Here is a 14,976-nt window from a genome sequence, read left to right as displayed (position 1 = left end):
ATGGGTAACGATCACCCCACCGGCCAAGCAGCCCGGCACGATGCCTGTTTCCTTGTCGTCATGCCGTATCAAACGACCGCAACACAACGATGCGCATACGGCATGCAAACCAGTGCGGCATCACCTGTTCGGACGAGGATTTTTCGTTCGACATCCCAAGAAGAAATAGAGCATTTGCAATCCAGGGGCCTGTCCCGCGGCCTGCAACTCATCTATCACTGGCAAACGAAAACGCCCCGACAAAAAAACTATCTCTCATCGTCACCGCGGGGCACCTTAAAGGAGGCAATATGAACCATTCCACATTGAATTTTGATCGCTACCCACAGCAACCGCACGGTGGAACGCTGGTCAACCAGGTCGTCCCGCAAGATCGCGTCAAGAACGAGATTGAACGTGCGCGCTCCCTGCCCAGCATCCGCGTGGATCTGGAGGCGGTGATCACCATAGAGATGATCGCCACGGGTGTGCTGTCCCCCAACAAAGGCTTCATGAACGAGGCCGACTACAACTCCGTGCTCAAAGAGGGTCGTTTGAGTAATGGTGTGGTGTGGCCTGTGCCGCTGAGCTTCGCCCCGATTGGCGATCGCAACCGCGACATTATTAAAAGACTTTCGGTCGGCTCTGAAGTGGCGCTGACCAATAGCGACAACGAGCCGGTAGCCATCCTGAGCGTAGAGGACATCTTCTCCTACGACAAAGAGCAACGCGCCCAGCAACTGTTTGGCACCACGGACAGAAACCATCCCGGCGTGGACTCCATTTACCGGCGCATGGGCGACGTGTCCCTGGGTGGCACCTTGCACCTGCTGCAGCGTGTGGACTGGGGCCCGTTCGAGAAGCTGCGGCGCGAACCCAAAGACACCTGGCGCCTGTTCTACGAAGACAAGAAATTCAATTCCGTGGCCGGCTTTATCACCGGCGCGAACCCGCTGCACCGGGGCCATGAATACATACACCGCAATGCGCTGGAAGGGATTGATGGCCTGTTCCTGCAGCCATTGGTGGAAATGGCCAAGCGTGAGTACGTGCGCCATGAGTTCCGCATGATGGCCTACCGGAATGTGCTGGATACCTACTATCCCAAAGACCGCGCCATCCTCTCGCCGCTGCGCGTCACCTATATTTTTGCCGGTCCGCGCGAAACCATTTTGCATGCCCTGATCATGAAGAACTATGGGTGTACGCATGCGCTGATTGGCCGCGATCACGCCGGCATTGGCAGCTACTACGACAAGTACGCCAGCCACAGCATTTTTGACCAGTTCAGTCCGCAGGAAATGGGCATTGATGTGCGTCTGTTTCACGAGGTGTTCTATTGCACGCGCTGCGCCTGCCACGCCACTTCCGAAACCTGTCCACATGACGAGCGCTTCAGACTGACCATCTCCGGCACCGGCATTCGCGAGATGCTGCGTCACGGCATCATGCCGCCCAAAGAGATCTGCCGCCCCGAATCCATCTTGCCCGCCATGCAGGGTGTTCAACCCAAAGGGCTATGCGAACAAGGGGAAGCCATCCAGCCCGTGGGCAAGCTGATCCAGAGCATGTTTCCCTACTACACGCACTATACGCGTCTGGGCGGGGCCAAGCGCAGCGAACCCCTGGACCCGACCCAACTGACGGTGCGCGATCTGGAAATAGCCAACCACGATGTGCGGCATCACGCTGCCGATATCTACAACGGGGTGTACACCGAATACAGTGCCGTCATGGATCACAACCGCAGCATGCAGGCCGCCTGGATTGAGGACGCACGCGCTGCCCTGCGCCTGCAACAGGAACGTCTGATCGGCGACCTGGAAGAAAAACAGCAGCAGGCGCCGGAGGAAGCCTCGGACGAATTCATGTACCAGGATAAACACGAAGTCGTGCGGGAGCTGCATTCCGCCCGCAGCCTGCTCGATGATATTCCGGCGGTGATCTCTGCCAAGCAGCTCAGCATACGTACCTGGAACGTACTGCCCTATCAGCGCTATCGTGGCGCCGATAAAGAATAGGACAGTCTGCGTCCCATACACGGCTTTGCACGGATGCCAGCCCGGCCAAACACCCCAGAAAAACCCGGGCACAGCCTGCCCGGTCAGGGGGTGCCCATCCCGTGACGAAGCGTTCAAGGACTTGGGTCGGTTCAACGCAGGTGTATTGCCGGCACAAAAAAAATCCCCTGATCGACACACGATCAGGGTTTTTTTCCATTGCAGAGTTTGCCCGTCGTCAGACCCTAACGGTACAGAACCGTCTTAGCAGACCTCTTCCAGCTTGACTTCATTGACCGGCACCAGACGGCGGTAGAACGTTGGCAGTGCAAACAAGGCGCCATGCACATCGGCATTGTAAAACTGCAGCGAATCCTGATTATCGCGGCTCATGCGCTGCTGTAGACGATCCTGGATCTGCTCGGCAGAGAAAGCACGAGGGTTCAGTTCGTCAGATGCAATCGCCAGCCCCCAGTACGAGCCGTAAAGCGGAATATGCAGACCATAAGCATGAACCTGAGCAAATACGCTGGCGAGCGAGTGGCTCAGGTCTTGGACCTGCTGGCTTTCATGGAACGGCGATCCCAGATGCAGTACCAAGGCTCCACCACTGGCCAACGCACCTTTGCAGGACTCAAAGAATGCTGTTGTGTACAAGGGGCCTGCCGGTGTTTCCGGATCGGTCAGATCCAGATAGATCAGATCAAACCGGTCCTGGGTATTAGCCAAGAACTGAGCGCCGTCTTCAATCTGAATCCGTACCCGCGGGTTGTCAAACGCCCCCTTGTGAATGGACTGCAGGTGCTCACGAGCCACCTCGATTACCTCGCCATCCAGCTCCACCAAAGAGACATGCTCCAGGCTGGGGTATTTCAGCAGCTCTTCCAATGCGCCGCCATCACCGCCACCCACGATCAGGGCGCGACGGGGTTCAGGGTGTGCCATGGCGGCCGGGTGGATCAGGCCCTCATGGTAGAAAAATTCCTCGGCCTCGGACGTCATCATGCAGCCATCCAGACGCAAGGTGGTACCCAGGGTTTCGGAACGCAGCAGCTCCAGGCGCTGAAAGGCGGTCTGGCGCTCGAGCAGGCGCTCGGTAAAGCGAAAGCCATACAGGGCGTCTTTGTTCAGGTTTTCAGTCAGCAGCTCGCCCGCATGAGCCGGGCCATCCGCTTCACCACGCCACAAACGGTTGCGCTGTGCTTGGCCTGGCTTGAAAGCCTGTTCAATCCCGTTAATTAGACGGGTCGCCTTGCCGGAGTTGTCCTGCATGAAGTTGCAGACATAAACGTCCAGCGTCACGCCACCCCGCTCGGGCCAGGTATGAATGGCCAAATGAGACTCGGCCAGCAACAGGACGCCGGTTACTCCGCCGGGCTGCCCCTCGAAATCGGGAAATGCCTGCCACTCCTCACCCACGATCGTCAGCCCAGCATCAACAGTTTGCTGGCGGCAAAAATCAGCCAGTTTCTGGGCATCGATCAGCAGCTCGGGGCTGCATGCACATTGGTAAAGGTCTGCGGTCAAGTGCAAGCCTTGCATAATCGTGTGCTCCTTTAACGGATTTTGCGCTCCCTACCAACGAGATGACCGCAACGTAAAAACTGTAAAGCGAGGTGCACCTGGAATGGCGATCACCTCGCTTCATCGAAAAGAGCGCAAATTGTACCTTATATCAAACTTAAATATATGAAAATAACCCTATTTTAGAGAAGATTAAGGTATATACGCTGCGGAAGGCAGCAGAACCAACTCCATGACCAAATGAGCCCCGGGACCGGGGCGCTCCTTGAAATAGACTCGGCCACCATGATGCCGCAGCACTGATCGCAAGATAGACAGGCCGAGCCCACTGCCTTGCACCTGCTGACCGGGTAGACGAAAGAACTTGTCAAAGACCTTCTCTTTATAAAGTGGGTCAATGCCCGGCCCCTGGTCCAGCACTTCAATACAGGCCCATCCGGGCTCTCCAACTTGCAAACGCACGGTCACCATCGTATCGGGGGCGGAATACTTAAGCGCGTTCTCCAGGGCATTGCGCAAACCCACCTGCAAAGGAACCATATCCACACGAGCCCATAAGCCATGCGAAGGCAGCTCCAGACGCAGGCGGTGGCGCTGATCGTGAAAAGCACGCAGACTCAAACGCAACACGGCCCGTAAATCTGCTTCGCGCCACTCTTTGCCGTCGCCTGCCTCATACTCCAGACGGTTCAGGCGCGCCAGATCATTAAGCAGCACATCCACACCGCGAACTTTTTCATGTAATTGTGTGTAAATTTTGTTGGTTCGCGCCGTGGGCGGAGTTTCCAGCTGCAGCAACTGGATATAGCCGCTAATGGCGGCCAAGGGAGAGCGTATTTCATGGGCTGCCACCGCAAAACAGTCCGCACGCTCCCGCTCCTGCTGCACTTTGGCACTGACATCGCGAATCATCAGCAAGGTAGCCTTATCCGGCGCAGGCGCGGCGTAAGCATGAAACTCCAAGGCCCGTACCTGCTCCCCTTCCCCGTCTTGATGAAGATAAAAAAAAGGATTCTGAATCCGTTGAATTACCCGGCTAATGCCGGGCAACAGATAGGTCAAGTCCACCCGCAAACTTTTTTCCAGTCCCTGAAAAAAATCGAACAAGTCAGAGACCCCCTTTTTGATATCCGCCTGATCGAGCAAATCGCGCATGGCCCGATTGCTACCTTCTATATGTCCACAGGAGTCAAACATAATGACCGCGTCGGGCAAGGCATCGAGCATCTGTTCAGAGCGGCGTACTCTTGTATAAGCAAGCCGGGGCCGTACGGGTACCGCCGTTTTGCTAAACGAGCGTTGCCCGATCAAAAAACTCGCAAATAGTGTGAGCAACAATCCAATCCCCTATTTCCGTCCCAAAACAAGCACTGCGCCTGCCTCAGTGCATTTGTCATCACCATGCAGCAAAAAAGCAGGTCCAAGCCAGGAGCCAGACATTTTTTCGATGGGATGAGTGACATGCCGATGCTTTCGTGTCGGCTAAGGTGAAATTAACGATTAAGCGCCTAATAACTTTAATTTATGACAATTAAGCGCGACGATGGGAAAGGTATCTGTATTTTTAAAAAGATCGGCACCAGACGAACCCGTCCTACTGCTCAGAAACGTAAACAGCCGTACCATAAGGCGCATAAAATTTCTTTGAGAAAAACAGCAGTCTTGGACAAAATATCGCCCTATTTATTTCATAAACACTGATTAGAATCAAGGTTAGCATCCAAAATAAATGCTAGGGTGCTAACACCCTTTCGGGCTGCTCTCCTGCGGCCAGCTACGCGCTGGAACCCAAGCACGACGTCACACTCCAAGTGTGTTCAGCGGCCCACACTGGGTTCGTCCGGTAACACGACAGCGCAAGGGTTACGCGTAAAATCAGCAAGGCGAGTCCAGGTTCACAGACCCGCCAGATTGAAGTGGCTCCCTGAAGAAGCATGAACATCTGAAAAACGGAGATATTAGAAGCGTGTGTGTCGAATACTCTGCCTATCACTTGGCATGAACAGGCCCCTTACCATTGCCATTATTAGTATTTTTCTACTTACTAATATCGTCTCTACACTCTGCACTGCTACATCGGGGCGCATTGACTGGACTGCCCCGGTCTGGCCTGCTTTCAATTATTTGACTCCATGAACGACGCCGTTTACTCCACTCGGCAGGCTGCTGATTTACTGGGTGTGTCTGTACGCACCGTACAACTTTGGGTAGAAGCCGGGACCCTGAAGGCCTGGAAAACCCAAGGCGGGCACCGACGCATTGACCGTGCGTCCGTACAAGCCGTCTTGCAAGAGCGACAGGGGCACACCGGGGTGCAAGCCGCCGAACCCCCACTCTCCCCCGATGCACCCGCTTGCAGCGGTGAGCCGTGCTTGCGTGTGCTGGTCGTTGAAGACGACCCGGATTTGCTGGCGATTTACCGTATGGCTATGGAGCATCTGCCCTTTCCGATCGAACTACGTTGTGAGCAAGACGGACTAAAGGGTCTGATCGCCGCCGGCAACTTTCATCCCGATGTTCTGATTGTGGATTTGAATCTGCCCAAGCTCGATGGGTTTGCCATGCTCAAAGCCCTGGCAGACGCTCGTGAAACCGAACACACCCAGATCTATGTCATTTCCGCTTTGAGTGCGGCTGACATCCATGCCCGCGGGGGTCTGCCCAGCAACGCGACCGCTTTGTCCAAGCCCATCCCTATTGCCTTGCTGCTGCAGCTGCTCAGCGAAGCCTTCCACGCCCAGTATCTGCCATCCTGACCGCACGCCCTTCCCGGCACCCACACGGATCATTTATTTCAATTTATATCGTTTTATGGTGAAAAACCTCATTTAATTATCATTTTTTTATTTTTGACATAGAAAATGATTCAAATGATACTATTCACGAAAAAACGCAACAAGAAATTGATCAGTTCCATCTGGAGTCTGTTTCTGATCCAAAAGTGCAAGGGGGAAGGCCATGCGCAAGAATCTGCCCGTTACTGGCATCGAGACCGAGTTGCTGGACGAACAGTACCTGATTTCCAAGACCGATCTGGCGGGACGCATTGTGTATGCAAACCCGGCATTTGTGGAAGTCAGCGGTTTCAGTCGGCAAGAACTCATCGGTGCTCCGCACAACATCGTGCGCCATCCTGACATGCCTGCCGAAGTCTTTGCCGACTTATGGCATACGCTCAAGCAACGGCGCTCGTGGGTGGGGATCGTCAAGAATCGCCGTAAAGATGGTGGTTTTTACTGGGTCATGGCCCATGCCAGTCCGATTATTGAACAAGGTGAATTGACCGGCTTTGCTTCAGTGCGCGTGCGAGCCAAATCTCAGGATATTCAAACGGCTGAGCAGTTTTACCAGGAGTTGCGTCAAGGTCGCCTCGGTTCGCGAGCCTTGCGTGCTGGCCAGATCGTCGCCCGCAGTTGGCGGCGCCCTTTTGCCGCCCTTCGTTTCCTGGGTGGCCCCAGTCTGCTGGCAGCGTTCTTACGTAAAGGCCTGTTGAATCTGGGCATTACCGGCACCATCATCGCCATGATCCTGAATACGGAGATGCCTGAGCGCAGCATGTTTCTGTTGGCCGGTGCACTAGGTGCAGGAACCTTGGTGATCCTGGGCTACCAGGCGCTTTTGATGCGGCGCGTTCTGGGCTCATTCAGAACCGCCACCCACATTGCCCAACAGATTGCCGCAGGCAACCTGACCGTCAATACGCGTGGGCCCGAGGTCAGCAAGCTCGAAACACTGGGGCAAAACCTGGATTTGATGCGCAAAAGCCTGATGAGCATCAGCACGGATGTCGACAACAGTTGTGCAAACAATCAGCAAGTGGCCCGGCAACTGTCCGACAACAGCACCTTGCTGGAGGCCCGCACGCACGAGCAGGCCGCGTCCATACAAGAGACCACGGCCAGCATGAGCTCCTTTGGTCAAACTGTTTTGCAGACAGCGGAAAACGCTAAAGCCAGCCATGAGCTGGCCAGCCGCAGCGCTGATATTGCCAGTCGCGGCAACGAGGCGGTACAGAAGGTGACCGTGTCCATGCAGCAGATCCTGGAGAGCTCGCAACATATTGGCACGATCGTGGCGATGATCAACAACATCGCCTTTCAAACCAACATCCTGTCGATCAATGCCTCTATTGAATCGGCCCGAGCTGGCGAGGCCGGCAAAGGCTTTGCGGTGGTTGCCTCAGCAGTGCGCTCGCTGGCCCAGCAAGCGGCACAAGCGGCTGATGAGATCAAGCAACTGGTGACGCAAACCCAGGCTTTGAGTGCTGAAGGTGCAGACCATGCCGCCCATGCGGGCCAGACCATGCAGGAAATTCTGACCTCTGTGTCCGAGGTCGCCCATTTAATGGGCGAGATTTCAGCCGCCACCGGCGAGCAAAGTATCGGTCTGGGCCAACTGACTCAGGCCTTGCGGCAGGTGGACCAAATTACCAGCGATAATGCCGTGCTGGTCCAGGATCTGAGTGAAACCGCCCGGGAATTAAACCTGAACGGCGCCGAGCTGCAGGAAGCCATCAGCGTTCTGAATCATGGTGACAAGGAAAAGGCTCACCATGCCCCTGTTCCCGCCCATTCCCGTGCTCTGGCACCCGTTGTCACCTTGGAAAGCGCTCGTCGCCAGCCCGTTCCCCCAGGCCGGCCACGACAGCGGGCATCAGGGACCTAGCTGGCCTGGAAACCCAGGCTTTCTACTCCGCCCAGCAAGGCTACCAGGCCCAACACAGCAAAGATACAGGCGGCAATCCGGTGCACCAGTTGGGTGGGCAAACGGCGGGCGATGCGCTCGCCAAACAGAACAGCAGGCGCATTGGCCAGCATCATGCCCAAGGTCGTCCCGAGCACAACCCACCAGAACTGCTGATATTGAGCCGCCAAGGCAACCGTAGCGATCTGGGTTTTATCGCCCATCTCGGCCAGAAAAAAAGTAATCAAGGTCGTTCCAAACACGCCAAACCGTGTCCGTGTCGCTTCAGCGTCATCGATCTTGTCGGGAATCAGAATCCAGATGGCCATGGCAAGAAAGGAAATGCCCAGCACCCAGCGCAATACGTTCGGGTCCAACAGCGCAGGAACCCAGGCTCCAATGGCACCTGCCAAACCGTGATTGACAAGGGTTGCGATGAAAATGGCGAGAATGATGGGCCAAGGGCGTTTGTAGCGGGCCGCAAGAATAAAGGCAAGTAACTGGGTTTTGTCCCCAATTTCTGCCAAGGCAACCACACCCGTGGAGATAAACAACGCTTCCATAACAACTCCTGGCCGGATAAGAGACAGATGACCACAAACCCCCCCGGCCAAACGCGAAGGTCTATGGTCAAAAGTCTTGCCAGGCTAAGTTGCTACCAGCGCCATGACCTTGTGTAGGTCAAGTATGTTGACGCTGATCTTCGATAAGTCGAAGCGGCTACTCCCTAATGACGAAGCGCATCGTAGCCCAGATTATCGTCCCTGTCCAATTGAAGCGTTTCAACGTAGACACAGTACACTTGCTGATTTACACCTACGCACTCCAAGCATGACTGTCCAAACCCCAGCATCTGCCCGATCCGACGCCTATCAGCGCTCCGTATTGCTGTATTTGTTGTTTATGGTGTTGCTGTGGACCATTTTGATGGCCATCAGCCACAAAGCACCAGACCTGGACGGCATGGAAGAGCTGGTCTGGTCGGCCAGCTTCGAGCTAGGCTACCTGAAACACCCCCCCTTACCCTCCTGGGTGATGGCAGCCTTGACCAGTGTGGTCGGGCGCCCTGCCTGGCTGAGCTTCGCCGCCGGCATGAGCGCTTCTGTTCTGGGTCTGTGGTTCATCTGGAAACTGGCCTGCGAGTTTCTGAACCCCGAGCGCGCTTTTATGGTGCTGCTCATCAGCTCGGTCAGCATCTACTTTTCTTTGCGCGGAACCATTTTCAATCACAACACCGCTCAACTATGGTCCGTCACCGCAGCCACCTGGTTTTTCTATCGGGCGGGGCGAGACCAGAGACCGGCTGACTGGTTATGGCTAGGTGCCGTCGCGGCCCTGTCTACGGTCACCAAGTACAGTGCCGTTATTTTGTTCACGGCATTTTTCCTGTATTTTTTGCGCAGCGGTATGTGGCGACAGCGGCAGACCTGGGCAGGACTGGGTCTGGCTCTGCTCGCCTATGTGGTGGTGCTCTCCCCGCATTTGTACTGGTTATTCAAGAATGACTTCGCGCCGTTTCGCTATATGGACGGCTCCTTGGAGACCCACACCCGCTGGGAAGCCTACAAGGAATTACTCTCCTTCTGCCTGGATCAGCTCGGTCGGCTCAGCCCCATGCTGGTCGCCATGATTGCCCTGGGCATCTGGAATCGCCGTGATCAAAAACAGCGGAGCTCGTCTGATCCTGGCCTGCCAGGCACGCCGTCTTACGCTGTCGATATTTCCCAGCGCGACAAACAGTTTTTGCTGTGGGTAGGTCTGACACCGTTTGTCAGCACGGTTCTGGTTTCGGCCGTCCTGGGGACACGTCTGGTCGCCTCCTGGGCCACGACCTTTTTTGTCTTGTACGGTTTTTTCGCCTTGTGGTTCATGCGCGGCAAGGACAAGGTCCAATTGCGGCGGGTCGCCATTATTGTGATCGTGCTGCAGATTTTGCTGGCATCCGGCTACGCGCTGGCCCGAGGCCCGCTGGCCTGGTACAAAGGCCGGGATTCACGCTCTACCTTTCCGGGTCCTGAAATATCTGCCCAAATGCAGGCCATCTGGAACGAACATATGCCCGGCATCCCTCTGAAAGTCGTGGTTGCCGACACGTGGCTGGGCGGAAATATTGCGGTCCATGCCGGACAGGACGTGATGGTCTTCATTGATGCCGATCCCGCCGCCTCGCCCTGGCTGACCCTGCCTCGGGACATGGTGTGTGGGGCCCTCGTCGTGTACAGCCTGCAAACCCGCGGACAGCCACCGGCAGCATTGCTCAAGCTATACGAGCAGGCCCCCATCAAAGGGCTGGCGCAACAGCGTTGGTCGTCCGAGCGCAGTCCCATGATCGACCTGAACTGGGCCATTGTGCCTGCCCAACCCAGCTGCCACTTGAGCACCCCCAAGCGGTAAGTCTGTCAAATCTGGGGATGATGCACCGGCAGTTGCTCACCCAGGTAATCCAGGAAATGCCGTACCGCCGGGGCCATGCCCCGGCGGGAGGCAAATACGGCATGAATAATGCCCGGCAATGGCGCCCACTGGGGCAGAACCTGCACCAAACGCCCGGCCTGCAAGGCCTCGCAACACATATAGTCGGGCAAAATGCCCACGCCTATTCCCTGCTCCACCCCCTCGCGCAAGGTGAGCAAATCGGAAGCCATGTAACGGGGCCGATGCGTTATCGTCAGACTGGCGCCATCAGGACCATACAGCTCCCATTCATTCTGACCTTGCCGGGCCGACATCGCGACTGTGGGCAACTTGAGTAGATCTGTCGGCCCACGCACCGGCTCAAAAAGCGCCAGCAACGCAGGCTGAGCAACCAGAATGGAGCCGGTCTCCCCCAGACGTTTGACGATATAGCTGGCGCTGTCGCTCAAGGTGCTGCGCACCCGCAAAGCCACATCGATACCATCGGCTACCGGGTCCACCACGCGATTGCTGACCTCCACCTCCAGCTCGACCTGGGGGTAGCGAACCAGAAACTGCGCAAACACCGTCGACAGCACCGTATGTGCCAGGGTAACCGGGCAACTGATCCGCAAGAGCCCGCGTGGCTCCTGCTGCACCTGCGCGACGGCCGCATAGGCGGCTTCGGCCTCATCTCGCATGGCCTGACAATGGCGCAAGAACACCTCGCCGGCCGGGGTCAGCGACAGGCTACGAGTCGTGCGTTGCAACAAGCGCACGCCCACCTCGGCCTCCAGACGGCTCAGGCGCCGCGATACACGCGACGGGGGCATGCCCAGGTGCCGGGCAGCCGCGCTAAAGCCGCCCCGTTGCACCACTTCGGTGAACAGCACCATGTCATTTAAGTCATACATACAGGATAGTTTTCCAGGATTACAGACAAAAGTAGAATAATCTTTCTCAGAAAAGCCGGCTTATCAAAGGCAGGGTCATCCAACATAATGACAAGCATTCCTTCATCGCTTTGGATCCCAACATTATGAAACTGCTACACGTAGACTCCAGCATCACCGGCGCCCACTCCGTTTCCCGCGAACTTTCCCAATTTGTGGTGGATCAGTTGCGCCAGCAAAATGAGCAGGTAGAAGTGGAGCATGTGGATCTGGCCCTGAACCCTCCTCCTCACTTCTCGGCTGATTCACTGGGAATGCGCCTGGGCCTGGACCCTGCCACCCTGACCGAACGTCAGCGCGCCGAGAACGCGATCACCGAACAATACCTGAGCCAGTTCCTGGCCTCGGATGTGGTTGTGATTGGCGCCCCCTTCTACAACTTCACCATTCCCAGCCAGCTCAAAGCCTGGATGGATCGCCTGGCCCAGGCAGGTCGCACCTTCCGCTACACCAGCAATGGCCCAGAAGGTCTGGCGGGTAACAAAACGGTTTATCTGGTCTTGAGCCGTGGCGGCATCTACTCCGAGTCGGAGCAGGGCCAGGCCATGGAACACCAGGAAAGCTACCTGCGTGTGATGTTTGGCTTCATGGGTGTGACAGATCTGCGCATCGTGTACGCAGAAGGTCTGGGCAAGGCTCCGGAGCTGCGAGAGCAGATTATAGAAAACGCCAAAGCCAGTGTCAGCGCCTTGCTGGAAAAGAGTACGGCTTAAAAACAAACGCGGTCCAAGCCAATAGGACCGCCACAGGGCATCGCCCGGAAACGGGGGCTTGTTTCACCCCCAAAAGTTCAGGCTAACCCGACCCATTGCCAGACGGCGACCCCAGTCCCGTCTGGCTTTGTTTTTATAGCGTCTGGCCTTTTGTCACAGTCCTGCTTTGTGTCTCTAGCGTCCAGCCTATTGACCCGTCTCCGGCGCACCACCCAGGTCATCGTAGGCTGGCGCCCACAAAAAAAGGGCCTGTGAAGGGCCCTTTTTCCAAGCGAGAACGTCCAGGCTGAAGCCAAAGCGCCAGCGCCCAGACTGGCACTGCGCTACTCGTCCGTTTCCAGCCAGTGGCCCAGGCGCAAGCGCTTGGTGTTCAGATAACTGGCATTAAAAGGATTGCCTTCAATTTGATGTGGCACACGCTCGACCACATCAATCCCGATTTCCTGCAGGGTTTTCACCTTGCGGGGATTATTGGTCATCAAACGTAGTTTCTGGATGCCCACATGGGACAGCATATCCTTGCAAATATCGTAGCGACGCATATCGGCCGGAAAGCCCAGTTTTTCATTGGCCTCGACCGTATCCGCCCCCTGATCCTGCAGGTTATAGGCGCGAATCTTGTTAACCAGCCCAATACCGCGCCCTTCCTGGCGCAGATACATCAAGGCGCCACGGCCTGCAGTGGCAATCCGTTCCAAAGCCAACTGCAACTGCGGCCCGCAATCACAGCGCAAGCTGAACAAGGCATCGCCCGTCAGGCATTCGGAGTGGACACGGGCCAGGACGGGTTCGCCATCGGCTACATCGCCCAGAGTTAACAAGACATGTTCTTTTTGGTTACTACGCTCAACAAACACATGAATCTGAAAAACAGCCCAAGGTGTTGGCAAACGGCTGGAACTGACATAGTCCAATAAATCGCCGGGTTTGGCCTGCGGGGCGGCAAGCGTGGAGCCCGATTCTGATACCAGTGCGGCATCCGGGATGGATTGCATAATAAGTCTCTGCTGCAACGAAGAAATGCGGCTGAACCCCATACAGGGTAACTTATCAATCATAGCCCAATTCAGCCTGTTTCTTTATGTCTTTGACTCGATGCTTTTCAGGACTAATCGAGCCTGTTTACCCAGGAGATCACAAGGCAAGACTGACCTTATGTGCCTATCCTTATAGCGAAAAGTTCTGCGATCCGGTATTCTACGCAGCATGTAAATACATAAAATGTTATGAAACTTACAAATACAGATGATCTATGGCGCTTTGTGTTGCTCGCCTAGCCCGGATCATCCTCAACCGTGATCGATCATGCCCGCCTCTACGGTCTTTATTCGCCATGTTGTGATTGGGCTGACCTTAGCCCTGCAACCGTTTGTCGCCCATAGCGCGGCAAGCCAGACCTGGCCGCAACCGCCTTCGCAATTGAGCCTGGACAGCCCCTACGGAACATTGCATGTCAGTCAAAGCGACTATATTTATGAGGCCCAGTTGCAACTGGACGCTCAGATCATCGCCCCTGAACTCAAAGGCCTGATCAATATCCCCTACGCGTTCCGACAGCCAAACGAGCAAACCGCGCTGATCTCAGTCGACAAGGGCCTGGGGGGCTGCTCCATCAACTACCACTGGGTGACCGTCTCACCCAAGGGCTACAACGTCTCGCCTGCCTTTGGTTCCTGCAGTGCGCAAATACGGGTTCGCAATCATGGTCGCACCTTGATCATGGAAACCCCCAATCAAGATACTCCCGGCGTCATCGACGAGTATCGCTACGACGGTCGCAAAATCAGCTTGCGCAAACGTCGTCAGCCCAAACCCTAAAGCAGGCGGCGGGGTCACGCAGATTTCAGAGCAACACTGACTATAATCAGGTGTCTCTGTCTCTGCGGATTTTCCCTATGCACGCTTCCTCGACTCGCCCTTTACTTATCTGGGACTTACCCACCCGTCTGTTCCACTGGCTGTTGGTAATCAGCATTGTGGGCTGCTTTGTGACCATCAAGGCTGGCGGTCTGTGGATGGACTGGCATGTACGCTTTGGTCTGCTGGCGCTGGGGCTGTTGGCCTTTCGCCTGATCTGGGGCCTGGTCGGCGGTTACTACTCCCGCTTCAGCCACTTCCTGCCCAATCCGTCCCGCAGCCTGCGCTACCTGCGTGACAAACCAAACCTCTATCCGGGCCACAATCCTGTCGGCGCCTGGTCTGTCTGGATCATGCTGATCGTCTTTGGTTTCCAGGCGGTTTCTGGATTGTTTGCCAATGACGACATCTTCACCGCCGGCCCGCTGGCTTATCTGAGCAGCGACTGGTCCAAGACACTGACAGGCCTGCACAAAGCCAACGAAGGCATCATGCTCGCCATCATTGGCTTGCATGTCCTGGCCATTTTCCTGTATCGCGTGCTGCGTGGTCAGAAATTAACCAGTGTCATGGTCAAAGGCACTATGCCTGTTCCGGCTCAAGCCCCACTGCCTGCCAGTACCGACACCTGGAAAACCCGTTTGCTCGCTCTGATCATCGCCGCACTGATCGCCGCGGGTGTGTATTGGCTGACTGGTCTGGCCCCCACAGGGGGCGGCATGGATGACTTTATGTAAGCTCGACTTATCCCCAGAAACTGTGAATAAACCTGGGGATAATGCGGGGACTGTTTGGGCTGAGCCGCATTTTTACTGGCCGTCTTTTAAACTGGGCGGTGACTAGCCGCTTGAGCACTCTATGCACAAAAGACCT

At 56.0% G+C, this 14,976-nt stretch carries 12 protein-coding genes and 1 riboswitch; of the genes, 7 read left to right on the top strand and 5 right to left on the bottom strand.

Annotated elements, in window-relative coordinates:
* The first annotated feature begins 290 nt into the window (after window positions 1-290).
* Entirely contained in the window at window positions 291-2,000 is a 1,710-nt protein-coding gene (locus tag V6936_RS01925; protein WP_131070706.1) for a sulfate adenylyltransferase, read from the top strand.
* A 243-nt stretch (window positions 2,001-2,243) separates the two neighbouring features.
* Here the strand turns inward: V6936_RS01925 and speE are convergent, their stop codons facing one another.
* Window positions 2,244-3,521, bottom strand: coding sequence for a polyamine aminopropyltransferase (speE, locus tag V6936_RS01920; RefSeq protein ID WP_336579286.1), 1,278 nt, complete (start codon window positions 3,519-3,521; stop codon window positions 2,244-2,246).
* Between the two features lie 174 nt (window positions 3,522-3,695).
* Window positions 3,696-4,700: a sensor histidine kinase gene (locus tag V6936_RS01915; RefSeq protein WP_230406176.1), complete on the bottom strand. Its 1,005-nt coding sequence runs from the start codon at window positions 4,698-4,700 to the stop codon at window positions 3,696-3,698.
* Between the two features lie 935 nt (window positions 4,701-5,635).
* Here V6936_RS01915 and V6936_RS01910 point away from each other — a divergent pair.
* Window positions 5,636-6,259 (top strand): helix-turn-helix domain-containing protein, encoded by a 624-nt coding sequence (locus V6936_RS01910; protein ID WP_240208544.1) that lies wholly within the window; start codon window positions 5,636-5,638, stop codon window positions 6,257-6,259.
* Window positions 6,260-6,461: 202 nt separating this feature from the next.
* Window positions 6,462-8,168: a methyl-accepting chemotaxis protein gene (locus V6936_RS01905; protein WP_131070708.1), complete on the top strand. Its 1,707-nt coding sequence runs from the start codon at window positions 6,462-6,464 to the stop codon at window positions 8,166-8,168.
* On the opposite strand, the gene V6936_RS01900 is transcribed toward V6936_RS01905, so the two are convergent.
* The gene (locus V6936_RS01900; protein ID WP_336579285.1) at window positions 8,165-8,749 is read right to left on the bottom strand and encodes a TMEM165/GDT1 family protein; all 585 of its coding nucleotides are present in this window, start codon (window positions 8,747-8,749) and stop codon (window positions 8,165-8,167) included. The two genes, V6936_RS01905 and V6936_RS01900, sit on opposite strands and share 4 nt — an antisense overlap.
* Window positions 8,750-8,927: riboswitch (yybP-ykoY riboswitch) on the bottom strand.
* Between the two features lie 90 nt (window positions 8,928-9,017).
* On the opposite strand from V6936_RS01900, the gene V6936_RS01895 reads away from it, so the two are divergent.
* Entirely contained in the window at window positions 9,018-10,580 is a 1,563-nt protein-coding gene (locus V6936_RS01895) for a glycosyltransferase family 39 protein (RefSeq protein ID WP_240208542.1), read from the top strand.
* A 5-nt stretch (window positions 10,581-10,585) separates the two neighbouring features.
* Here V6936_RS01895 and V6936_RS01890 read toward each other — a convergent pair whose 3' ends face one another.
* Window positions 10,586-11,494, bottom strand: coding sequence for a LysR family transcriptional regulator (locus V6936_RS01890; protein WP_003802924.1), 909 nt, complete (start codon window positions 11,492-11,494; stop codon window positions 10,586-10,588).
* A gap of 125 nt (window positions 11,495-11,619) precedes the next feature.
* Between V6936_RS01890 and V6936_RS01885 the strand changes: the two genes are divergently transcribed.
* The gene (locus V6936_RS01885) at window positions 11,620-12,246 is read left to right on the top strand and encodes an FMN-dependent NADH-azoreductase (RefSeq protein WP_003802922.1); all 627 of its coding nucleotides are present in this window, start codon (window positions 11,620-11,622) and stop codon (window positions 12,244-12,246) included.
* 323 nt (window positions 12,247-12,569) lie between these two features.
* Here the strand turns inward: V6936_RS01885 and ribA are convergent, their stop codons facing one another.
* On the bottom strand, window positions 12,570-13,241 hold the full coding sequence (gene ribA / locus V6936_RS01880; RefSeq protein ID WP_003802920.1) for a GTP cyclohydrolase II: 672 nt from the start codon (window positions 13,239-13,241) through the stop codon (window positions 12,570-12,572).
* 310 nt (window positions 13,242-13,551) lie between these two features.
* On the opposite strand from ribA, the gene V6936_RS01875 reads away from it, so the two are divergent.
* Window positions 13,552-14,064, top strand: a complete 513-nt coding sequence (locus V6936_RS01875; protein ID WP_003802918.1) for a hypothetical protein — start codon at window positions 13,552-13,554, stop codon at window positions 14,062-14,064.
* 77 nt (window positions 14,065-14,141) lie between these two features.
* Complete coding sequence (locus V6936_RS01870) at window positions 14,142-14,840, top strand: cytochrome b/b6 domain-containing protein (RefSeq protein WP_131070709.1); 699 nt, start codon at window positions 14,142-14,144, stop codon at window positions 14,838-14,840.
* The last annotated feature ends 136 nt before the right edge of the window (window positions 14,841-14,976 follow it).

It is taken from the genome of Alcaligenes sp. CHO6, from assembly GCF_037120595.1.
GTDB classification, from domain to species: Bacteria; Pseudomonadota; Gammaproteobacteria; order Burkholderiales; family Burkholderiaceae_B; genus Alcaligenes; species Alcaligenes ammonioxydans.
This window is presented reverse-complemented; position numbering and strand designations above follow the sequence as displayed.